The 21,305-nt window shown below is 42.2% G+C and carries 21 protein-coding genes; 8 read left to right on the top strand and 13 right to left on the bottom strand.

What is annotated here, in order from left to right; all coding sequences use genetic code 11:
* Positions 1–129: 129 nt before the first annotated feature.
* Positions 130–726 carry a CoA pyrophosphatase gene (locus GPUN_RS04825; protein WP_006004035.1) on the bottom strand — a complete coding sequence of 199 codons (597 nt, stop codon included), beginning with the start codon at positions 724–726 and terminating at the stop codon, positions 130–132.
* Positions 723–2,264 carry an aminodeoxychorismate synthase component I gene (gene pabB, locus GPUN_RS04820; protein ID WP_006004033.1) on the bottom strand — a complete coding sequence of 514 codons (1,542 nt, stop codon included), beginning with the start codon at positions 2,262–2,264 and terminating at the stop codon, positions 723–725. The genes GPUN_RS04825 and pabB overlap by 4 nt, the downstream gene beginning before the upstream one ends.
* A gap of 280 nt (positions 2,265–2,544) precedes the next feature.
* On the opposite strand from pabB, the gene GPUN_RS04815 reads away from it, so the two are divergent.
* Positions 2,545–4,065 (top strand): fumarate hydratase, encoded by a 1,521-nt coding sequence (locus GPUN_RS04815; RefSeq protein ID WP_006004029.1) that lies wholly within the window; start codon positions 2,545–2,547, stop codon positions 4,063–4,065.
* 75 nt (positions 4,066–4,140) lie between these two features.
* Complete coding sequence (locus GPUN_RS04810; protein ID WP_006004027.1) at positions 4,141–5,694, top strand: DNA recombination protein RmuC; 1,554 nt, start codon at positions 4,141–4,143, stop codon at positions 5,692–5,694.
* Between the two features lie 47 nt (positions 5,695–5,741).
* On the opposite strand, the gene GPUN_RS04805 is transcribed toward GPUN_RS04810, so the two are convergent.
* From GPUN_RS04805 to GPUN_RS04795, 3 genes are read right to left on the bottom strand one after another with little or no spacing between them, the layout of a single operon-like run.
* Positions 5,742–6,818 carry a hypothetical protein gene (locus GPUN_RS04805; protein WP_006004025.1) on the bottom strand — a complete coding sequence of 359 codons (1,077 nt, stop codon included), beginning with the start codon at positions 6,816–6,818 and terminating at the stop codon, positions 5,742–5,744.
* A gap of 36 nt (positions 6,819–6,854) precedes the next feature.
* Positions 6,855–7,259 (bottom strand): OsmC family protein, encoded by a 405-nt coding sequence (locus tag GPUN_RS04800; protein ID WP_006004023.1) that lies wholly within the window; start codon positions 7,257–7,259, stop codon positions 6,855–6,857.
* Between the two features lie 41 nt (positions 7,260–7,300).
* A complete protein-coding gene (locus GPUN_RS04795; RefSeq protein ID WP_006004021.1) occupies positions 7,301–8,143 on the bottom strand; it encodes a CvfB family protein in 843 nt (280 codons plus the stop codon).
* A gap of 66 nt (positions 8,144–8,209) precedes the next feature.
* On the opposite strand from GPUN_RS04795, the gene GPUN_RS04790 reads away from it, so the two are divergent.
* The 4 genes from GPUN_RS04790 (at position 8,210) to GPUN_RS04775 (ending at position 11,704) form a co-directional block, all read left to right on the top strand.
* Entirely contained in the window at positions 8,210–8,968 is a 759-nt protein-coding gene (locus GPUN_RS04790) for a 5-oxoprolinase subunit PxpA (RefSeq protein WP_006004019.1), read from the top strand.
* A 35-nt stretch (positions 8,969–9,003) separates the two neighbouring features.
* Positions 9,004–9,777 (top strand): 5-oxoprolinase subunit B family protein, encoded by a 774-nt coding sequence (locus GPUN_RS13650; RefSeq protein ID WP_158309258.1) that lies wholly within the window; start codon positions 9,004–9,006, stop codon positions 9,775–9,777.
* A 1-nt stretch (position 9,778) separates the two neighbouring features.
* A complete protein-coding gene (locus tag GPUN_RS04780; protein ID WP_006004015.1) occupies positions 9,779–10,777 on the top strand; it encodes a 5-oxoprolinase subunit C family protein in 999 nt (332 codons plus the stop codon).
* A 72-nt stretch (positions 10,778–10,849) separates the two neighbouring features.
* Positions 10,850–11,704: an aminotransferase class IV gene (locus GPUN_RS04775; protein WP_006004013.1), complete on the top strand. Its 855-nt coding sequence runs from the start codon at positions 10,850–10,852 to the stop codon at positions 11,702–11,704.
* 79 nt (positions 11,705–11,783) lie between these two features.
* Here the strand turns inward: GPUN_RS04775 and fur are convergent, their stop codons facing one another.
* The 6 genes from fur to GPUN_RS04745 all read right to left on the bottom strand — a co-directional run bounded on the left by fur (position 11,784) and on the right by GPUN_RS04745 (position 17,001).
* The gene (gene fur / locus GPUN_RS04770; protein WP_006004011.1) at positions 11,784–12,209 is read right to left on the bottom strand and encodes a ferric iron uptake transcriptional regulator; all 426 of its coding nucleotides are present in this window, start codon (positions 12,207–12,209) and stop codon (positions 11,784–11,786) included.
* A gap of 285 nt (positions 12,210–12,494) precedes the next feature.
* A complete protein-coding gene (locus GPUN_RS04765) occupies positions 12,495–13,640 on the bottom strand; it encodes a hypothetical protein (RefSeq protein ID WP_141567219.1) in 1,146 nt (381 codons plus the stop codon).
* A gap of 4 nt (positions 13,641–13,644) precedes the next feature.
* Entirely contained in the window at positions 13,645–14,169 is a 525-nt protein-coding gene (gene fldA / locus GPUN_RS04760; RefSeq protein ID WP_006004007.1) for a flavodoxin FldA, read from the bottom strand.
* A gap of 44 nt (positions 14,170–14,213) precedes the next feature.
* Positions 14,214–14,432 carry a DUF2788 domain-containing protein gene (locus GPUN_RS04755; RefSeq protein WP_006004005.1) on the bottom strand — a complete coding sequence of 73 codons (219 nt, stop codon included), beginning with the start codon at positions 14,430–14,432 and terminating at the stop codon, positions 14,214–14,216.
* Between the two features lie 110 nt (positions 14,433–14,542).
* A complete protein-coding gene (locus GPUN_RS04750) occupies positions 14,543–15,340 on the bottom strand; it encodes an alpha/beta fold hydrolase (RefSeq protein WP_006004003.1) in 798 nt (265 codons plus the stop codon).
* An 8-nt stretch (positions 15,341–15,348) separates the two neighbouring features.
* Entirely contained in the window at positions 15,349–17,001 is a 1,653-nt protein-coding gene (locus GPUN_RS04745) for an electron transfer flavoprotein-ubiquinone oxidoreductase (protein WP_006004001.1), read from the bottom strand.
* Positions 17,002–17,332: 331 nt separating this feature from the next.
* On the opposite strand from GPUN_RS04745, the gene GPUN_RS04740 reads away from it, so the two are divergent.
* Together GPUN_RS04740 and GPUN_RS04735 are read left to right on the top strand one after the other, a co-directional pair.
* On the top strand, positions 17,333–18,085 hold the full coding sequence (locus GPUN_RS04740; protein WP_006003999.1) for an electron transfer flavoprotein subunit beta/FixA family protein: 753 nt from the start codon (positions 17,333–17,335) through the stop codon (positions 18,083–18,085).
* Entirely contained in the window at positions 18,082–19,008 is a 927-nt protein-coding gene (locus GPUN_RS04735; RefSeq protein ID WP_006003997.1) for an electron transfer flavoprotein subunit alpha/FixB family protein, read from the top strand. The genes GPUN_RS04740 and GPUN_RS04735 overlap by 4 nt, the downstream gene beginning before the upstream one ends.
* 178 nt (positions 19,009–19,186) lie before the next feature.
* Here the strand turns inward: GPUN_RS04735 and GPUN_RS04730 are convergent, their stop codons facing one another.
* Positions 19,187–20,308 (bottom strand): aminotransferase class V-fold PLP-dependent enzyme, encoded by a 1,122-nt coding sequence (locus GPUN_RS04730; RefSeq protein WP_006003992.1) that lies wholly within the window; start codon positions 20,306–20,308, stop codon positions 19,187–19,189.
* A gap of 94 nt (positions 20,309–20,402) precedes the next feature.
* Entirely contained in the window at positions 20,403–21,173 is a 771-nt protein-coding gene (locus tag GPUN_RS04725) for a tryptophan 2,3-dioxygenase family protein (RefSeq protein ID WP_006003990.1), read from the bottom strand.
* Positions 21,174–21,305 lie beyond the last annotated feature (132 nt).

The raw sequence follows: 21,305 nt of genomic DNA, 5'->3' as shown, positions 1-21,305 counted from the left end.
GCTATAACACAAGTCAAAAATGCGATAGATTAGCTAATGCTAACGATTAGAAATATTAATGGATGGTTATTTTATTAATTAATACATTAGTTCAGGAGTAAGCACGTTAATTAGACAGTAGAAAGCAAGTTATACCAGTAAATGAGTCGTTATATGCTTTTGCAGCTGCGCCAGAATACCGGCAGTTGCGCCCCATATCATGCGTTCTTTATAAGGAACAAAATAAATCGGGAAACTATTTTTTTCGCGCTTAACCATTTCTACATAATATCGTTGGGTATCCATTAAATAAGCTAATGGTACGCTAAACACATTGGCCACTTCATTTGGATCAATAATTAAGTCGCTGTCTAATTTGATAGGTTTATCGTAAATAGCCACAACCGGCACTACTGCAAAACCACTTATCGTTTTGTAAGTGCCTAAGCGCCCTAATAAACGCAGATGCTCGCGTTGAAGGCCAATTTCTTCTTGAGCCTCGCGATAAGCAGTATCAACTAAATCGAGGTCGGTTTTTTCTGCTTTGCCGCCCGGAAAACAAACTTGGCCTGCATGATGTTTTAAATGACTCGCGCGCTGGGTGAATAATACCTGCAGTTTATTGTTACTAGGAAATAAACAAATAAGCACCGCGGCAGGTCTTTTGGCCTCAAAAAAAGGATAATCAGACGCTTCCTGTAGTGACCATGGGCGATTAAAAGCAGAAAGAAAGTCGAGCTCGTTCAATTAATGGTCTTCCTTTTTGAGGTGTTTATGATACAGGTTTGTTCCAGTACGGGTAATATTTTAGCAACTTTATGAAGGCTTTCCATATATTCATCAATGTCGTTAGAGTCAAGCACAATGCCGCCACCCGCCCAGCAATAAATCGTTTTGGACCCGCCATCAGGTCTTTTTTTTGATAGCTCAAGCTTATCATTTTCAGCAAGTAGGGTGCGTATACAAATATTAGTGTCAATGTCGCCTCTTATTCCGATATAGCCAATGGTGCCGCAATAAATAGCGCGCTTATCAGGTTCGATCTCTTGAATGATTTGCATAGCACGTACCTTGGGCGCCCCTGTTATCGAACCGCCCGGGAACGCGCCTTTCATTAAATCGTATGCGCTTGCATCATCTTTTAGCTCACCTACCACGGTACTGACCATATGGTGAACCGCCGGATAACTTTCCAACGAAAAAAGTGATGGCACCTTAACTGAATGAGGTTTGCAGAACTTGCTTAAATCATTACGCAACAAATCGACGATCATCAAATTCTCAGCGCGATCTTTTTCAGCGCCTAACAAATCGTCGCTTAGCGCTTTGTCTATAACAGGATCAGGGTCGCGTTTTCGAGTACCTTTAATAGGTTTTGTTTCAACGATTCTGTCTTTTACTGATAAAAAACGCTCAGGCGAAAGACTCAAAATGGTGCTGCTTGGTAAACGCACATAGGCAGAAAAGGGCGCATTATTCGCCAATCTTAAGCGGCAGTAGGCGTCAAACTCACTACCGTAGTACTGTGCATGAAATCGTTGTGCAAAATTGACTTGATAGCAATCGCCCGCCTGCAAATACTTTTCTATCTTGGTGAACTTTTGACAATACACTTCCTTTGACATATTCGATTGCCACGGTTCAAGTAAAGAAAAATCATCTTTTTGTACTTGTGCGTCTCTCAGATTGGCAATGCTTTTTAGGCTATTTTCAATAAAGTTACTCTCAATTGAAAATAGATGCAGCGTGCCGGTATGATTGTCATAGACAATACTTGAATGATAAAAGCCTACGCTAATATCGGGTAATCCGTACTGATGAGGTTTATCGTTTTTTATATTGTCAGAAGAGGTATTGCCATCGTAGGCAAATACGCCTAATGCCCCCGCAACGAAAGGGATCTCGCTGTTGCTAATTGATGAAGAATCAAATAACTCGTCAAACGTCTTTTGCAATCTGGCTAAGTTTTTATAGGGGCAGACCGAGTTCAATATTGCATTATTAAAAAGATGACTTAGTGAGGTGGCATTTTCATTTGGTTTGTTTTTATGCGCTTTTTCTGTGCTTAATTGTGTCCAACTGCCGCTTAGTGAATGTTTTCCTTGTGCAAACTCATAGGTTACACACGGCGAGTGCACCATAATATCGAAGCGGCCGCCCATGTGTGATTGTGCACAACTGTCCAGTAAAAAAGACCAGGATCTATCCTCAATGGTTTTAAATAAGGTTAAGACTTTTTCGGGCGAAAAATTTGCTACGGTATGGGTGTTAATTGAAAAGGCCAAAGCTGCTCCAAAATAAAAATACTTACTTGCTGGACTACAGGCGCAAAGCATAAATCTCGTCACTAGTAACCGCTCATTAAGCACAACTTGGCTTAATTAATAATGCATGGTGGATTATCTATGTGTGAGTAGTATACTGCTGATTTTATACTTTCACCATGTCGCTTTGCACACTTTGTGTCAATTTACGCAGATCATTGACACTTGCTTTTGTAAAATTATCGTTGATATAAAGTATTACACAAGAATTTTACAGCACACCTAATATCAAGAGGGATTTATGACCACTATTCGTCAACAAGACTTTATAGATAGTATTGAAGATGCTTTACAGTTTATCTCATATTACCATCCATTGGATTACGTAAAAGCTGTCGAGCAAGCCTACAACAAAGAGGAAAGTAAAGCCGCAAAAGATGCAATGGCACAAATACTCATTAATTCAAGAATGTCCGCACAGGGCAAACGTCCTATTTGTCAAGATACAGGGATCGTAACATGCTTTGTAAAAGTGGGGATGCAGGTAAGCTGGGATAAGACCGACCTAACAGTGCAGCAAATGGTTGATGAAGGCACAAGACGCGCTTATTTAAATCCAGATAACCCGCTACGTGCTTCCATTGTTAAAGATCCAGCAGGTGCGCGCATAAATACGAAAGATAATACCCCAGCGGTGGTGCATATAGACATGATTGCCGGGGGTAAAGTAGAAGTAATGATTGCAGCCAAAGGCGGCGGTTCAGAAAATAAATCAAAAATGGTCATGTTAAACCCTAGCGATGATATTGCCGACTGGGTGGTGAAAACATTGCCAACCATGGGTGCGGGTTGGTGTCCACCGGGTATGTTAGGCATAGGCATTGGTGGCACAGCTGAAAAAGCAGCGGTACTAGCCAAAGAAAGTTTAATGGATCCAGTAGACATGCAAGACCTCATTGCCCGAGGCGCGGTTACAACAGAAGAAAAACTACGCGTCGATATTTATAAAAAAGTGAACGACCTAGGCATTGGCGCACAGGGCTTAGGGGGTTTAACAACCGTAGTGGATGTTAAAATAATGTCAGTTCCCACCCATGCTGCATCAAAGCCAATAGCAATGATCCCCAACTGCGCAGCAACGCGTCACGCACATTTCACCTTAGATGGCAGCGGGCCATATGAGCAAAAAGCCCCGCGTTTGGAAGACTGGCCAGAAATAACCTGGGAAGTGGGTGAAGACGTACGCAGAATAGATTTAAACACCGTTACGAAGGCCGACATTCAAGATTGGAAAGCGGGTGAAACGGTGCTTTTAAACGGTAAAATGTTGACAGGACGCGACGCTGCACATAAACGTATTCAGTCTATGTTGCAAAATGGAGAAGGTTTACCCGAGGGCGTCGACCTAACCAACAAATTTATTTATTATGTAGGCCCAGTTGATGCTGTGCGCGATGAAGCTGTAGGTCCAGCAGGACCAACAACAGCGACCCGTATGGATAAATTCACCGACATGATGCTTGAACAAACTGGTTTAATCGGCATGATTGGTAAAGCCGAACGCGGACCCGGCACTGTAGCCAGTATTGCTAAACATAAAGCAGTGTACTTAATGGCGGTTGGCGGCGCCGCCTATTTGGTTTCAAAAGCCATTAAAAAGTCTCGAGTGGTGGCTTTTGAAGACTTAGGCATGGAAGCTATTTATGAGTTTGACGTGGTTGACATGCCCGTAACTGTAGCAGTAGACAGTACCGGCGCCAATGTGCACGAGACCGGCCCTGCTATTTGGAAAGTAAATATAGCCGAAGCTGCAAAGGCATGAGCATGAAACGGGCTCTTAGTGAGCCGCCAACGCTCCAGGTGAACAATAAATTAAGTGATTAATAAAGGAGATGTATTGAACCTACCCATATGGGCACAAAATATAAGCGTATCCTACGAAGTTTTATTGCTTTCAGGTATGCTGTTTTTACCTATTTTGGTCGCATACGTCGTGTGGCGAGTGCACCACAAAAGCGTCGCTTTAATGCAAACCCAATGGCAACAGGAGCGCTACGCTTTACAAAGCGAGCTAGGCTTAGTGTCGCAAGCTCTTGCTCATTCTTCTTCTACCCAAGAACTTACCGTCATAAACAATGAAAAAGAAGCTAAGCTTCGGGAAAAAACGGCTCAGCAAAATCACTTAGATACTCGTAGACTACAGCAAATAGTGACAGATCAAGAGCGTCAGCTTGGTCAACTCTCGCAGCAGGCCAACGAACTATACGATTTGAAAGAACAGCACACACAGTTACAAACAAAGTATTATGCACTGCAAGATCGCTTATCGTTGCTACAGGCAAACTTTGAAGCGCAAGAAGCAGCGATTGCGCAAGAGCGCATAGGTTTCGATGAAAAGTTTCAACTCTTGGCTAATGCAGAAAAGCACTTAAACATCCAGTTTGAAAATCTTGCCAATAAAATTTTTGAACAAAAATCCGAGAAGTTTACCAAAACAAGTGAGCAAGGTATTTCGCATTTGTTGTCGCCACTGAAACAGCAAATTGACGACTTTAAAAAACAAATACGCGATCAATATGTGACAGAAGGACAAGAAAGAGCCTCTTTAAGAACCGAGATTTTAGGCTTAAAAGAGCTGAACTTGCAAATTACCCAAGAGGCAGCTGCGTTGACTAACGCGCTTAAAGGCGATAATAAGCAGCAGGGCAACTGGGGCGAAATTGTCCTTGCGCGAATTTTGGACGAGTCAGGCCTGCGTGATGGCCACGAATACGAAATACAAAAACACTTAGTTGCCAATGACGGTAAACGATACCGGCCCGACGTAGTAGTGCATTTGCCAAACAAAAAAGACATTGTGATTGACTCGAAGGTGTCGTTAATTGCACATGAGAGAGTCGTTAATGCCCAAAGCGATGACGAGCGTAAAAAAGCGCTTAAAGAGCATGTTGTATCTATTAAAGGGCATATTAAGGGCTTGAGTAAAAAGGACTACCAAGATTTATCGGGCGTGCAAACACTTGATTACGTGCTTATGTTTGTGCCTGTGGAGTCGGCGTTTATTTCAGCCGTTCAAGAAGCTCCCGACTTGGTTAAGCTAGCCATGGATAATCAAATAATGCTGGTGAGTCCTACTAATTTGCTCGTTGCACTGAGAACCATCAATAATATTTGGCAGTATGAATATCAGAGTCAACATGCTAAAACCATTGCTGATAAAGCTAAAAAAATGTACGACAAATTCGCTAATTTTGTTGAAGATATGCAGCGCATAGGGAGAAACATTGAGGCCTTAGAAAAGAGTTATGACGGTGCTATGAATAAGCTGTCTACCGGTCGTGGGAATTTAGTAACGCAAGCAGAAAGCTTCAAAACGCTTGGCGTAACGCCCACTAAATCGATTGATAGAGACTTATTGCCGCCTGCTCATTTTGATGAATCTAGCCGTTGAAATAGGGTGCGACCTGAACCAATATGATTAGCGATTGTTGACCTTTCTTAACCGCCCTGGCGCAGTCTATTATACTCGTCGTTGTCTATTTCAAACACATACATTAGGGTATCACGGGCGTGGTTGCTTAAGGGATCGCTCGGGTTGTCAGCAATCCTAAATAGCGCTGCTTTTAAGACATCGTTTGGTTTCACCGAACCGCTGTGCATAGTTGATAAAATTGCTACGCGAGTTTCAAAGTTATTATTTTCGCTAAGGTAGCTGCTTGCTAAGGTGACTCTTTCACTTTTATCACTGAAGCGAATAATATTTTCAACAATAAAACTAACTTCTTCTCGAGGCGCTTGGTTTAACGCAAACGATAGATCAGTAATAACTTTGTTTTTTTCATTTGAGTTGAGTTGAAAGGGCATCAATAAATCCAGCGCAAAGGTTCTATTAGTGCTGTCTGCCGGACTGTAAAGTGCAATATTTTTAATTGTAGAAACTATCTCATCATTGCCTACATGCATACCTCTACTTGAGACCAAGTGCAATAGTTTGGTATTGCCTATTGCGGTGCCTTGGGCGCTTAAGCGGGTCACTAAATTGGCCATAAGTAGCTCTTTGTCGACTATATCAGCGCTGTGAAGAACGCTGGTGATATAATAGGGTACTTGTGACTCAGTGCCTGAGTCAGCAAAGTAGTCGACTAAAATTTGAAAGTTTTCTGGATTGTCTTTTACTGCATTGCGCAGCAATTCAAGCGCAGACCCCATTTTTTTATAGGCTTCCTTTTCGCCACTTTGCTCCAGTGCGTTAAGAAATGCCAGAGTGTCAATAACACTGGCATTTTGAGCTAAAAACAGTTCGTCTTTGTCAGTGTTTTCCAAAACTGTGGTGCCACAATTATCTACAGACACGTATTGAGCTAGCCCCATATTTGTGGGTGAAGCGACAGTTCTATTAGATGCTCGTGCTGTTTTTTTAACATCTATGTCTACCAAGGACGTTTTTTTATGGCTAAACTCGCCAGATGCATCTAAGTGTTTAAGCGTGTTGTGTGTGGCCAACCAATATCCGCCAGCAAAGCCGGCAAGCGTGGATATGAGAATAAAAAAAGTGGCGGTGCTAGTAGCTTTCATATCAAATACGTATTAATCCTCAATATTGTTTAAGCTTTATTCGCTTAAGCCAAAACTAGTGGTGATCGCAACTTTTGCGTTTAGCATTAACATGACCGAGCAATACTTTTCGCAGGAAAGCTGTACTGCGCGCGCCAGATGTTTTTCGTTTATTTGTTTACCTGACACCTCGTAATGTGCGTGTATCGAGGCGAATACACGCGGGGGACTGTCTGCTCGCGTTGCTTCAAGTCTACAAATACAGCTTTCAATAGGCTGTCTTGCTTTACGCATAATCTCAACCACATCGACACTAGAGCAAGCACCTACGCTTATAAGTACAGCTTGCATAGGCGACAAATCATTTCCACTGCCGTCAAGGCTAATTGTTTTGCCGTCGTCCATCACACCGTCAAAGGCTAAACCATGTTCGCTTGGCTGCCATGTTATTTCTGCTTTCATTTTATTATTCCTTACCGTTAACGACTTAAGCCGTGCTAGCGTTAAACAGTATCTTGATTTAGATATAAACAGTTTTTTTCAATGCGAATTTTTTTCTGTTTGTACATATTACCAATTGCCTTCTTATATGCGGCTTTACTAACCTTAAAGCGAGCAAATATTTCATCAGGCGTACTCTTGTCGGTTACGGTCGACATACCGTCATGAGCGATTAGGTCTTCTAAGATTTGTTCGCTTAAATTAAGCCGTGCCTGAGGTGTTTGTACTTGTAAGGCAAGGTCTAATTTCCCGTCTTCACGCACAGACTTTACAAAGCCTTCAAGGTAATCACCCATTTTTACACTGGTAATTAAATCGCTGTTAAATAGTAAGCCCTGAAACTCGCCATTTACAATCGCTTTGTAGCCTAATGGCGTTTGTGCATAAATTAACAAGGAAACGGCCTGATTAGGACTCAGTTCTTGGCTATGCTCATGTAAAAAACGTTCAATTTTGGTGGTAGCAACCAGTTTTCCTATACGGTCTTGCAGGGCATAAACCACGTAACGAGTGCCAATATCAAGGTTGGTGTGTAGCTGGCCTTCTGGGGCGTATAAGTCGGGTTTAATACCCCAATCAAAAAAGCATCCATGATCGCTTGCGCCGACCACCACTAATGGGGCGAATTGATGAAGCATTACTTTAGGGGCGTCTATTGCGCCTAAAAACGAACCATCGGCATGGGTATATACAAACACATCAAGTTCTTGTCCCATTGTATAAACGTGAGAAGTGTCTTTAAGCATAACAAGCTGTTCGGATGATCCGCCATAGGCGAGCAGTTCGTACCCGAAAGGAAAAATTTCAACAACATGAAGGCGATTAAATTGGCCAATTTTTAGCATCTTGATATGATACCTATTAAATAAAAATGATTATAACAAAGTCTACAGAGTTTAGAGAGGGTAGCAATGAAACTAAATGCGGATATTGGTGAAAGTTATGGGAAATGGACTATGGGCAATGACAGTGACATTATGCCTTTGGTCGATCAAGCCAATATTGCCTGTGGTTATCACGCTGGTGATGCCCTTACTATGCAAAACACTATAAGTTTGGCAGCTAAACATGCGGTAGAAGTTGGCGCGCATGTTTCCTATCCCGATTTACAAGGCTTTGGACGTCGTTCAATGCAGTTAAGCTCGGATGAACTTATCGCTATGATCCACGCGCAAATAGCGACTTTAGAAGGCATGGCAAAGTGCCAAAGCGCGAAGATAGGATTTGTGAAACCTCACGGTGCTATGTATAACGACATGATGCAGCAACCCGCTTTATTTGAGTCCATAGTAATGGCTTTAGCAAGTTATCATTGCCGGTATGATTTAGTAATACAGGCGCTACCAGATGTGTCAATATTTTGTAGCACTGCGGCAAAGCATAATATACCACTGCGTTTTGAGGGCTTTGCCGACAGGGGCTATACGGCAAGCGGCTTTTTGGTCAGTCGAGACAAACCTAAGGCCGTATTATCCGAAACCCAAAGCCTGTTTCAAGCCAGTGCAATGATAAATGGAGACGCATTTCTAAGTGAATGTGGTAATGCGCTTGCACTTCATATTGACACTATTTGTGTACATAGTGATACCCCTGACTCGCTCATATTATGCCGGAAAATACGATCGCTCATTAGCAAACAAGTCAGCACTAAATCTGTGCATACATCCTAATGTTCGAACTTGAAAAGGATCAAGGTTATCAGTACATGCATAATGCCGTGCCACTTGATGAATATTCGCATGTCGAGCGAGTGAGTGAAGTAAGTATAATTATTCGCGTTAACGAAAAGAGTCGTACGTGTGCTAAACGGCCAGCTCTGTCTCTGCAAGCCCGTAATGCTAGGGTCAAGCGGTGCTTGGCGCTAATTAAAGCAAAGTCGCCCAAGTGGTTAATTGACCATGTGGTCTCTTACGACAGCCTGTTACTTGTATATGACGCCCAAGATATAAGGTATGACATTGTATTAAGGTTTTTGCTGAGCACGCTAGCTGAGTTGAAAGAGCCAGAAAAAAAGAAGTCACATGCAAAAAAAACCGAAAAAGAAATAGGCCATGTGCATCAAATTGATGTCTGCTATGAGCTAAATAATAAAAGCCAGCCCAGTGATATGAGTGCGGTTGAAGAATATACGAACTTAACCTCACGCGATATAGTGAGTTTGCATCAATCGATACAGTATCAGGTTTTCGCCATTGGATTCATGCCAAACTTTGCCTACCTAGGCGAACTATCACCACTTCTTCGTATGCCAAGACTTGCTCATCCAAGGCTGGCAGTGCCAGCGGGCGCCGTGGCGATTGCGGGTCAACAAACTGCTGTTTATCCGAGTATTTCCCCAGGAGGCTGGCACATTATTGGCTATACGGCTTTTTCGTTTTCTGATGATGCTACTGTTGCCATGGGGCCTGAGGATAAGGTCATATTCAAGGCAATAGACCAACATGAGTATGACCGTCAACTAAAGCAAGCGGAGAAATAAAATGCTGACGATCATAAAAAGTGGCCTTACAACGCAATGGACTGACAGCGGCAGAAAAGGCAGACAATTGAGTGGTTATAGTCAATCGGGGGCGATAGATTGGTTTAGCTTCCAACTGGCTAATGCCCTATGTGGCAATGCCTTGCACAGCCCTGCTCTTGAAGTGATGGCGGGTAATATTGAGTTTAGCGTTAGTATTGCTTGCGCAGTAGCTATCACCGGCGCGCATACCGATATAAGCATTAACAAGCAAAATATTAAAAACGGTAAAGTGTTTTTACTCAAAAAAAATGACCACGTTAAATTAGGCCCTGCTACAAAAGGACTGTTCACTTATATTGCGTTTTCAGCCGCATTTGAATTACCTGTGTTTGCCAACAGTGTGTGTGCGGTAAAACGAGAAAAGACAGGCGGCATGCAAGGTGATGGCAAGCCAATTATTGATGGTGAAGAGTTTGTGCTTATCAACGCGGCTCAGATTGACGACAAAGCCACGCGCTATTTCGGAAAAGGTGGCGCACAGACTAGTTTTACGCCGCTCATAAAGGCTTTTATTGCATCACAATTTTACACACAAAAAAAACTACCTTTTTCATTTTGCTACCAACAGGCTGCCTTCTCAAAAGTAGACAAACAGCGCTTTATCGCTCACGAATTTGAAATAACGCAGTACATTGATAAAATGGGCGTGCGCTTAGCAGGTCCACCCATACACTGTGAGCTAACGAACCTAATATCGCAGCCAATGGCAAACGGGGCCATTCAAATTCCCGGCAGTGGCTTGCCTATTATTATGCGAAACGACCGGCAAACAATAGGCGGTTATCCGGTTATAGGGACCGTAAATAGCCAAGGGCTTGCACTACTTGCCCAAGCAACAAGTTCACAAAAAATCACCTTTGTGGCGACCGATTTTGATACTGCAAATATATGGCGGCAATTGATTGATCTTCAGCTTAAACAGGTATTAAATACAACAAAGCTAAGGCTTTACGCATAGTTGTTTTTAGCGTAGTACATTGTACTTAAACGCTACGCGCTGAATTAGATGTAACCTTTAGGATATTACGCAATGCAGGTATTTTTAAACGGTAAATTTGTCGACAAAGAAAACGCGCTCATCTCTCCTATGGACAGAGGTTTCCTATTCGGAGACGGTATTTATGAAGTGATTCCTTGTTACCATTCAAAACCGGTTGGTTTATCACTTCATTTAGACCGAATGAACAGTGGTTTAGAAGAAATTGGCATTGCTTTTTATGCTGATAAACAAGAGTGGTTGACTACTATCAAGCACCTTATAGCGCAATTTGATGCCACATCAGTAGGCGTTTATATTCATGTTAGCAGAGGCACCGACACTAAGCGTTATCACGCCTATCCTGAAAACGTAAGCCCAACCGTTTTTGCCTATGGATTTGAAATACCGCCATCGCAAGACGTCGACAGAAAAACCGCAAAAGTGTATGAAGTCATTACGGGAGAGGATTTAAGGTGGCAACGCTGCCATATTAAATCAACGTCTCTATTAGGTAATGTAATGCATTTTCAGCAGGGTAAAAATGCAAAAAAGGATGAAATAATCTTGTTCAATAAGCATCACATTATTACCGAGGCGGCAGCCTGTAATGTGTTTGTCATTAAAGATAATATTATAATGACCCCCAAACTCGATAATCAATTACTGCCGGGGGTTACTCGCAATATACTGCTTCAATCTTTATCCTTGCAGGGAGGCTTTACAGTATTTGAGCAAGATATTAGTACCAAGCAGTTAGCAAACGCCGACGAGGTATGGATAACGTCATCAAGCAAAGAAGTAGGGGCGGTAGTTAAAGTAGATGATAGAATGTTGGGAAGCGGAAGGCCAGGGCCGCTATGGGAAGCAGCCCAAAATGCTTATAATGCTTCTAAGTATTCGTTTTAAATAGACTGTGATGAAGCTTGAGGACCTACTTTTAAGCTAGTAGGCCTACTCAATTACAGCCAGAGCTTATGTAAAGACACTATTTGTCTTCGTCGCAGTTGCCTTCCTTACACTCACCATATAAATACAAACTGTGATTTAGAAGAGTCATATTATTGGCTTTGGCAACTTCTTCTTGCCTTTTTTCAATAACATCGTCTTCAAATTCAACAACTTTCCCACACTTCAAACAAACTAAATGGTCGTGATGTTTCTTATGGCTTATTTCAAAAACCGATTTACCGCCTTCAAAATGGTGGCGGTGTAAAATACCAGCGTCGTCAAATTGGTTAAGTACCCTGTAAACAGTCGCTAATCCAATTTCTTCTTCCATATTAATTAATATCTTATATACCGCTTCAGCGCTAATATGTTGGTTGTTAGGATTCTGAAGTATTTCTAATATTTTGATACGGGGAAGCGTGACCTTTAAACCGGCTTTTTTTAGTTCTTTATTTTTATCCATCTCGTTATCAACCCCTTATATTTGAGATGTTAGTATAGGGTAAATTTAAAGTTTTATCACCTTCTGCCGTAACAATTATACGTCAAATTGACTTAAATAAATAATATCGTCCCTAAGTGTTGGGGTATTTTATTATTTTAATCGGCAAAGTGCTGATAGCACCAAGCAATCAAATCAGACGATCCTGAAAATTGAAACAGTGCTGCTGAGAAAAGCGCTTAAATAATTTAAGCTACATTAGTATCATTTAAGACAAGCGCGCAATATACGCTGTTGACCGAGGACTTATTGAACTTGAATCTGTTGGTTTTTCGCATTTTCTGCCAGATCATTAACAAAAAAGGCGGGGGATTCTATTGGAATAAAAAAGTCTCGCAGTACATAGTCTAAAACACGGTTTCTAATATTTCTAAAAAACGTGATTTTATCAACCGATAAAACTTCTTCAATTAACGCTTCCTTTTGTAAATAAAGCGTTAAACGTTGTTTATATTCTTGTTGAACTTGCGCCATCGCTGTTTGGGTGAACTCAGACGTGGCAACTAATTTCAATGCCCGCTTTTGGGTTTCGACGGCTTTATCGAACATATTGTTAGCGGCAAAGGTTGCTGCTAGTGTATCGACATAAATTGGATTTTGTCCGTGTGCTGGGTCTTCAACAACGCGCTGCGCCAAACTTAGTGCATATTCACTTTGCGTAAAGGGATTGTTGTCTAAGGTAGCTAAAAACCAAGCAATGTTATTCGTTGTCATAGGAAAGTCGGACTCTGCAGCGTCTTTTAATAAGCTGGTGGCGGCAGCAATATTCACCTCACCCACAAATCCATTGGCATGAATGAGAGCGAGTGTTGAGGCGTCAATGATCCTCGGATCTTTCTTGTTGGCTCGATTTAACATCCATATGGTATTGCTGGTGGGCGCGGTAATATTCTCGTTAAGTGCGTAAATAGACGCTAATACTACGTTGGCTGGTGCATAGTTTTTAGCAACTAAACTTGTGATACCAATTTCACTGTCTTTTCGTAGTGTGTCTGAGTCGGTATTTAAATGCACAAGACTGAACATTAACAACTGAGTGGCGCTGTCTTTGTAGGGTAGGGCTCGTAGCCATTCAAATACTTTACCTAAGTCTTGATAATCACTTTGGCGCGAATAAGCCCAGATTATACGTTTAATCGCCATAACTTTACCGTCTTTAGCGGCACTTAAGCAGGTGTCGTGCGCAAGGGAAGGCGCAGCTGTTTCAACGTCGTTGCATGACAGCAGGCGTTCGTCAAATTCAACTAGTCGCGCATTGTCTATCTCGGATAGTGATGCAGATTCCTCAGACTTAATACTAAAATAGCCAATTACTAGTGCTACCGCGCACACTCCAACCACTACTTTCCATGTGAAGAAGGATGATTTTTTAGCTTGTGCTGGTTCTATCAAGATTTTATCCAAGCTCTGCTAAACACATTTCTTCATGTACTTTTTTGCACCAAGCTTTAACTCTTTGTTCAGTTAATTCAGGCTGGCGATCTTCGTCAATACCCAAACCGACAAAGTGATCGTCGTCGCTCATACCTTTAGACGCTTCAAAGTCGTAACCTTCGGTGGGCCATTTGCCTATGAGGATAGCTCCCTTAGGTTCTACGATGTCTCTTATCATACCCATTGCATCTAAGAAATACTCGGCATAGTCTTCTTGATCACCACAGCCGAATATAGCCACAAGCTTGTCTTTAAAATTAAGATCTTCAAGCTCTGGAAAAAAATCGTCCCAGTCACACTGTGCTTCGCCGTAATACCAAGTAGGGATACCAAAAATCAGTAAATCAAATTCTGCAATTTGTTCTTTTGTGCTTTTTGCAATGTCTTTTACGTCAATAAGCTTTTTGCCCAGTTCTTTTTGGATCATTTTAGCAATATGCTCGGTGTTGCCTGTATCGCTGCCAAAAAATAAACCTACCGTTGCCATTTTAATACTCCACTAAAGTGCAAATGAGTCGCTGCGTTTTGCAATTAAACGCCCGAACCTATATAAAATAATTGAATGATGCCTTTCACCACAAATCCTAAACCGCCTAAGCCTAAAACTCCATAGGCAACGAAACGACCTATTTTAGGAACATCGTTTTTTTTCATGACGTCATGTATAGCATAGCCCATTAATAAAAATAACGCTGCTAGTGTTACATTGAGTAATATTCCTTCAATGTGTTGAACCGTTTCTGCTGACATGAGGCCTTGACTTATCGGTATAGATTATTATGCAATATTATCATAAAACAAAGCGAAAAGAGTAAAATGAAGCGCAAATATAATGCACCTTGAGTGCTAATGTGTCCGCATTAGGTTCCAAGTAAATGCTTTGTTATTAGCGTGTTAACAAGCAGTGGCTTTTCGGCATGTAACCAATGCCCCGCTTTTACTAGCTTTGCTTTTGCCTGTGGAAACTGGGCCCTAATTTCACCTTGATAATCACTCAATATATAATCAGAATTTTCTCCTTTTATGAAAAGGGTCTCGTTGTTATAAATAACTTGTTTATTGAGGGGCCAATCAATTAAGCGCTCATAGTCTCTGCTCAGAACGTGTAAATTAAAACGCCAATTCCATTTACCATTCTGTTCATATAAACTTTTAAGCAGAAACGCCTGAGTGCCGGCATCAGCAATAAACTTAGCCATAAATTGCTGCGCTTCTTTGCGCGATCGAATATCGCTCAAAGGCACCGCTGTCAGACCGTCTATTACATTTTGATGCCGGTGCTGATAAGCGACCGGCGCAATATCTAGAATAATAAGTTTTTGTATTAGTGCGGCTTGCTGAAATGCAATCCACATAGCTACTTTTCCACCAAGGGAATGACCAATTATGCTTGCCTTACCAATGTTCATTTTACTCAGCGTGAGAATAACTTGCTGTGCGTAGTCTTCAAAGCTGAAATGTAAAGAGTGAGGCGATTGACCATGATCAGGGAGATCCATGTTAATGACTCGAAACTGAGTTTGTAAATGCCGCCGAATAACACTTAAGTTATCACTGCTGCCAAATAAGCCATGCAGTAAGACAACCACCGGTAAACTACTTATTTCTAATGAGTTGTTTGGTGGCACATACTCAAGGTAATGCAATGTTTTAAGCATGCCAAGCGCTACATATTAGGGTAATTGGGACCACCAGTGCCCTCTGGCACTACCCACTTGATGTTTTGTGACGGATCTTTGATATCGCAAGTTTTACAATGTACGCAGTTTTGTGCGTTAATCTGGAAGCGTTTGTCACCGTTGGCTTCCTCGACAACTTCGTAAACACCTGCTGGGCAATAGCGCGCAGCAGGTTCATTGTATTTAGGCAAATTAACACTAATAGGAATTGAAGCGTCTACCAAATGTAAATGGCCAGGCTGATCTTCTTCATGATTGGTGTTAGACAAAAATACCGATGTTAGTTTATCAAAGCTTAATTTGCTGTCAGGCTTGTGATAATCGATTTTCTTTGCATTGGCCGCAGGCACTAGTGTGGCGTAATCAGGCGTTGAGTCAGTCAATGTAAAGGGAAGTTTCCCGCCGAAGATATTTTGGTCTAGGGTGTTATAAGCACCGCCAAAGAAGTTTCCGAACTTGTGAATGGCCGAACCGAAATTACGTGAGCTATAAAGCTCATTGTATAACCAAGATGCTTTAAAATTATCAAGGTATTCGACCGGATCCCTAACGGCTACAGATTCTTCAAGCAGTGGGAACAGGGTTTCGGCTGCCAACATGCCCGACTTCATTGCGGTATGGTTGCCTTTTATTTTGGCAAAATTCAAGGTGCCTGCGTCACAGCCAACCATAATACCGCCGGGGAAAGTCATTTTAGGTAGTGACTGCAATCCACCTTTTGTAATGGCTCTAGCGCCGTAGCTCACGCGGGCACCGTCTTTTAGCGTAGAGGCAATGACCGGATGATGTTTCAAACGCTGAAATTCATCGAAAGGACTCAAATGTGGGTTTTTATAATTCAGATCTACAATTAGACCGACGAACACTTGGTTGTTTTCGGCATGATACAAATAGCTTCCGCCGGTAGAACCAGATTCGTCTAAAGGCCAGCCAGCGGTGTGTACCACTAGCCCTTCTTGATGCTGGCCTGCTGGGATATCCCAAATCTCCTTAAACCCAATAGCATAGTGCTGAGGGCTTATGTCTTTGTCTAGCGCAAATTTTTCAATGAGTGACTTGCCTAAATGACCTCTGCAGCCTTCGGCAAAAACGGTATATTTAGCGGTGAGCAGCATGCCAGGCATGTAGGTGTCTTTGTGTTCACCACTTTGGGATATGCCCATATCGCCTGTTATTATTCCTGCCACATTGCCTTGTTCATCATAATGCACTTGGGCCGCGGCAAACCCTGGGTAAACTTCAACGCCTAAGGCTTCCGCTTGCAGTGCTAACCATCTGCACATATTGGCCATACTAGTAATGTAATTACCGTCGTTGTGCATCGTCTTAGGAGCCATGAAATTAGGCAGTTTAATGCTGTTGTGTGCACTTCTTAATAGATAAATTTCGTCATGGGTGACTTTGGTGTTCAACGGAGCGCCCAATTCTTGCCAGTTTCCAAATAATTCGTCTAGTGCTTTGGTTTCAAACACCGCGCCAGATAAGATGTGTGCGCCAACCTCAGAGCCTTTCTCAAGTACGCATACATTGAGTTCTTTATCGTGCTGATTAGCCAGCTGTTTCAGTTTGATTGCCGTTGATAGTCCTGATGGGCCCGCACCCACCACAACAACGTCAAATTCCATTACTTCTCTTTCCATGGGTCACTCCAAAGGCAAGTAAAAAAGTTATAGTTCTTTATTAATAAATTTAATTTTACTCAAAGTAAGAACGTTGTAATACTATATCATGATTATTTATGCGTACATCCGTCAATTAAACGATGCACAAGTATCGCGCAAAACAATATGATCTGCAGTTGACGTTTATGTTAAGTGTATATAGATTTCAATGGACATCATGACTAGTAAAATTTAATTAGTAAATGATCATGACTTAATTAGCATTGTTTTTTAGCAACAAGAACTACTTTAGGCGTATAATGCTAACATTAAGTCATGTTCAATGCTTAACAATAGCTTAGGAGAAAGTATGAAGATCTTAGTACCAATTAAGCGTGCTATCGACTACAACGTAAAAGTACGCGTTAAGTCAGACAATAGCGACGTTGATTTAAACAATGTAAAAATGGCCATAAATCCATTTTGCGAGATTGCCGTTGAAGAAGCCATCAGGCTCAAAGAAAAGGGCATAGCGACCGAAATTATTGTGGTGTCTATAGGACCAAAAGCGGTACAAGAGCAAATTAGAACAGGGTTAGCGCTAGGGGCTGACCGCGCCGTTCATATCGAGACAGACGCTGCCTTGGATTCATTGCAAATTGCCAAGCTATTGAAAACGGTGGTTGACAAAGAACTGCCCGATTTAGTGATATTAGGTAAGCAAGCAATCGATTCAGACAACAACCAAACCGGTCAAATGCTAGCTGCACTTACTGGTATGCCTCAGGGCACATTTGCCAGTGAAGTGTTAGTGGCCGATGGCAAAGTAAATGTAACGCGCGAAATTGACGGCGGTTTGCAAACGGTATCCTTAACTCTGCCTGCGGTGGTGACTACCGATTTGCGCTTAAACGAACCACGCTACGCTTCTCTACCCAATATAATGAAAGCCAAGCGTAAGCCAATTGATGTAATAAGCGCAGCCGATTTAGGCGTTAATTTGAGCTCGAACATAAAACTGCTTAAAGTGATGGCTCCCGAACAACGCAAAGGCGGCGTGAAAGTAGCTGATGTAGCGGAGTTAGTGGCAAAATTGAAAAACGAAGCTAAGGTGATCTCATGAGTATTTTAGTCTATGCAGAACATGACAACGAGTCATTAAAAACAGAAACCAACAAACTAGTGCATGCGGCAAGTGCCGCTGGCGGCGACATTACAGTATTGGTTGTGGGTAAAAACTGCGGTCTAGTGGCGCAAGCAGCAGCCAAAATTACAGGGGTAAGTAAAGTATTAGTGGCAGACAATGTCGCCTATGCGCATCAACTAGCAGAAAACGTAGCCGATTTAGTGGTTGAACTAGCCGCTAGCTATACGCACGTATTTGCCGCTGCCACTACCACAGGCAAGAACTTCATGCCACGCGTAGCCGCTTTACTCGATGTTGCTCAAATTTCTGACATTATAAAAGTAGAGTCAGCTGACACATTTGTACGCCCCATATACGCGGGTAATGCAATTGCTACTGTTCAGTCATCAGATTCGGTAAAAATTGTAACGGTTCGCGCCGCTTCTTTCGACGCCGCTGCTAACGATGGCAGTGCCTCTGTAGAAAATGTTGATATTGTAAAAGTATCTGAAAAATCATCTTTCGTATCTGCTGAGTTAACGGTATCAGAGCGTCCAGAATTGTCGGCCGCTGATGTTATTATATCGGGTGGTCGCGGTATGCAAAACGGTGAAAACTTTAGTTTGCTGCATGGCATAGCCGATAAATTAGGCGCCGCCATTGGTGCATCGCGCGCCGCGGTAGACGCTGGTTTTGTATCAAACGACATGCAGGTTGGTCAAACAGGTAAAATTGTTGCGCCTAACTTGTATATTGCGGTTGGATTATCAGGTGCTATCCAACATTTAGCCGGTATGAAAGACTCCAAAGTTATTGTGGCAATTAATAAAGACGAAGAAGCACCCATTTTCCAGGTTGCCGACTATGGCTTGGTGGGCGATTTGTTCGATTTATTGCCACAACTTGAAGCAGCGCTTTAGTAGGTTGACAATACGATAGCCTATTTAGGATTGTGAAAAGTCTGCAATTGCAGCATATTGAAAATTAAGCCGGCGCACTGTCGGCTTTTTATTGTAGCTGCAAATCTCGAGTAAATTAAAACGGCTGCTGCGCAAAAGCAAATATTTTAGGTTGCTCAAGAGTTGGAGATAATACGCCTCACGATATAAAACATTCCCCAATGATTAGCGCCTCTTCTTGTGTATTAATAATATGCAGCGATAGCCTAAACACATTTCCTCGACAGTCATATTTAACCCTATTTTGATCAAGCTTTGCCTTTGCTCTAGCATTGTCAATTGCGGGTATACATAGGCTTCCACCAAAACTAGCGCAGTGCTCTTTGATTTCGGCGTATCGTCTATTTTCAGGCAGTGCTTGTGCTATTGCCTGCTTCATCAATTCGTTATGCGTAACCACTGCAGGTAAGGTTAACGTTAACAAAGTGTTGATTGACGCTGTTGCGATTACATAAGGCGCGATGCTTGGCGTACCGCCCCAGAAGCGCTTCGCGTCTTGTGCTGCACGATAGTTTTCAATGTCAAATTCAAAGGGGTTTTCATGCGAAAACCAGCCAATAGGGTCAGGTTCAAGCGATGGTAGCAGCGCATCTTTAACGTACATAAATCCAGCGCCAGGCCCTCCGCATAACCATTTCACACATGAACCAAATACCGCATCTGCCTGCCATTGCTTTACGTCAACTGGCACAATTCCTACCGATTGGGCTATATCGACACAGGCAAAAGCCTCAAACTGTTTAGCAATTTTGCATATGTCAGCCACATTAGATTTTACTGATGTATTGGAGTGAACATGGGTGACCAAACACGCCAGTACACTGTGATTTTCAAATGCGCTATACCATGCATCAATATCATTGGGGTCGCCTTGTATTAAGTGCAGTTTTACATTAAACGTTTTTACTAAGCCTGTTATCACAAAGCCCATCGAGGCAAAAGCGTCTTTGTGCATTAAAATGGTAGATCGATGCTTGTGCGTGGGGAGCTTTGCAACAGCGGTTAAGAAAGCGTAAAAGCCTGATGCAAGATTAATCTGTGGACAAATTAAGTGATGCGGGGCATTTATTACCCGTCCTATAGCGTCACAAAAAGTGTCTATTTGCTCAAGCCAAAGCGGCCATGCATCACCTCCTTGTTTTGCCCACGTCTGTAGATATTCGGTTTGCAATGCATATGAGGCCGATTTAGGTAATGGCCCTACTGAATGTGATAGTGCATATATACCGTCAGGTTTTTCGAATAAATCAGATGTGTCCATTTACACGTCCTGCAGTTTGTTTGAGCCAGTTCTATTCACAACAAAATATCTATGCGCTGTAAAGTACAATGACTGCCGATCGCTAAAAAAGCCATTAGCTCTTGCCGCTAATAGAAGCACGTACTTTGCCATATTCGCCGCCCCACTTATCAGTCATTGCGTTGCGCACATCCCATAGCGCGGGAAAGAAGCGCTTGGCCGCGCCTTTTTGCAATAGCTCAACGGGCCTGCCTTTTAAAGATTTAGAACCTAAGCCGATTGATCGGTGAATTAAAAATAGGTGGCGTGTTCTAAACAGTTGCAGTTGCTCATCAAACTCAGTTAGCGCTTCAGCCACTGCATATTTGTGATCATGGGTGTAGTCTTCATCATATATCTGTTCAACGCTAATTTTGCCGTTTTCTAAGTAATGTTCATGAAAGGTAGACCAAATATCTTCAGGCATTTGTACGAGTATTTTAAAGCCCGGAGACTCTTGTCCGCTGCCATTGCCTAACTGTAGCCTTATTTGCTGATATTCCTTAGGCGACATAGTTTCTAAGACATCGAGCTGGTCCGTCATTAATCGCTGGAGTTTGTTAACTCTGGAGAACAAAGTGATAACCCTGTGGTGTTTTTGCAGCGCCATATAGCCAATAATATCCACTAGAGTAAAACATATGAGCTTCATCCATAGTTCTTCTACCTGATGCACAATTTGAAACTGCATTTCATCGGCAGTGGCTAAGTCTTTTATGGGCTTTTGGCAGTCAAGTAGCTTGTCACATTGCAAATATATCCCGTAGTCTAGCATTTCTGGATTTTCAATTAGGGTATGGTATTTTTCTTTGATATCGCAGGCACTGAGTTTTATTTGCTTGGCCACTTTTTAATACGCCTCTTTTATATTATACCTGAATGTTCAATGCGTTCATGCGCCTCTTTTAGGTGCATAGCAGTAAACATGTTTAGCAAGTCTATCTAAACATTTATATAAGCATAAGCTAGCTGAAAAAAC

The organism is Glaciecola punicea ACAM 611 (assembly GCF_000252165.1).
In the GTDB taxonomy this organism is placed as follows: domain Bacteria; phylum Pseudomonadota; class Gammaproteobacteria; order Enterobacterales; family Alteromonadaceae; genus Glaciecola; species Glaciecola punicea.
This window is presented reverse-complemented; position numbering and strand designations above follow the sequence as displayed.

What these genes read in the sequence shown, in the direction of transcription:
- GPUN_RS04815 (WP_006004029.1), top strand. Translation starts at nt 2,545, where the DNA reads ATGACCACTATTCGTCAACAAGACTTTATAGATAGTATTGAAGATGCT.
- GPUN_RS04805 (WP_006004025.1), bottom strand. Translation starts at nt 6,818, where the DNA reads ATGAAAGCTACTAGCACCGCCACTTTTTTTATTCTCATATCCACGCTT.
- GPUN_RS04800 (WP_006004023.1), bottom strand. Translation starts at nt 7,259, where the DNA reads ATGAAAGCAGAAATAACATGGCAGCCAAGCGAACATGGTTTAGCCTTT.
- GPUN_RS04795 (WP_006004021.1), bottom strand. Translation starts at nt 8,143, where the DNA reads ATGCTAAAAATTGGCCAATTTAATCGCCTTCATGTTGTTGAAATTTTT.
- GPUN_RS04790 (WP_006004019.1), top strand. Translation starts at nt 8,210, where the DNA reads ATGAAACTAAATGCGGATATTGGTGAAAGTTATGGGAAATGGACTATG.
- GPUN_RS13650 (WP_158309258.1), top strand. Translation starts at nt 9,004, where the DNA reads ATGCATAATGCCGTGCCACTTGATGAATATTCGCATGTCGAGCGAGTG.
- GPUN_RS04780 (WP_006004015.1), top strand. Translation starts at nt 9,779, where the DNA reads ATGCTGACGATCATAAAAAGTGGCCTTACAACGCAATGGACTGACAGC.
- GPUN_RS04775 (WP_006004013.1), top strand. Translation starts at nt 10,850, where the DNA reads ATGCAGGTATTTTTAAACGGTAAATTTGTCGACAAAGAAAACGCGCTC.
- fur (WP_006004011.1), bottom strand. Translation starts at nt 12,209, where the DNA reads ATGGATAAAAATAAAGAACTAAAAAAAGCCGGTTTAAAGGTCACGCTT.
- fldA (WP_006004007.1), bottom strand. Translation starts at nt 14,169, where the DNA reads ATGGCAACGGTAGGTTTATTTTTTGGCAGCGATACAGGCAACACCGAG.
- GPUN_RS04755 (WP_006004005.1), bottom strand. Translation starts at nt 14,432, where the DNA reads ATGTCAGCAGAAACGGTTCAACACATTGAAGGAATATTACTCAATGTA.
- GPUN_RS04750 (WP_006004003.1), bottom strand. Translation starts at nt 15,340, where the DNA reads ATGCTTAAAACATTGCATTACCTTGAGTATGTGCCACCAAACAACTCA.
- GPUN_RS04745 (WP_006004001.1), bottom strand. Translation starts at nt 17,001, where the DNA reads ATGGAAAGAGAAGTAATGGAATTTGACGTTGTTGTGGTGGGTGCGGGC.
- GPUN_RS04740 (WP_006003999.1), top strand. Translation starts at nt 17,333, where the DNA reads ATGAAGATCTTAGTACCAATTAAGCGTGCTATCGACTACAACGTAAAA.
- GPUN_RS04735 (WP_006003997.1), top strand. Translation starts at nt 18,082, where the DNA reads ATGAGTATTTTAGTCTATGCAGAACATGACAACGAGTCATTAAAAACA.
- GPUN_RS04730 (WP_006003992.1), bottom strand. Translation starts at nt 20,308, where the DNA reads ATGGACACATCTGATTTATTCGAAAAACCTGACGGTATATATGCACTA.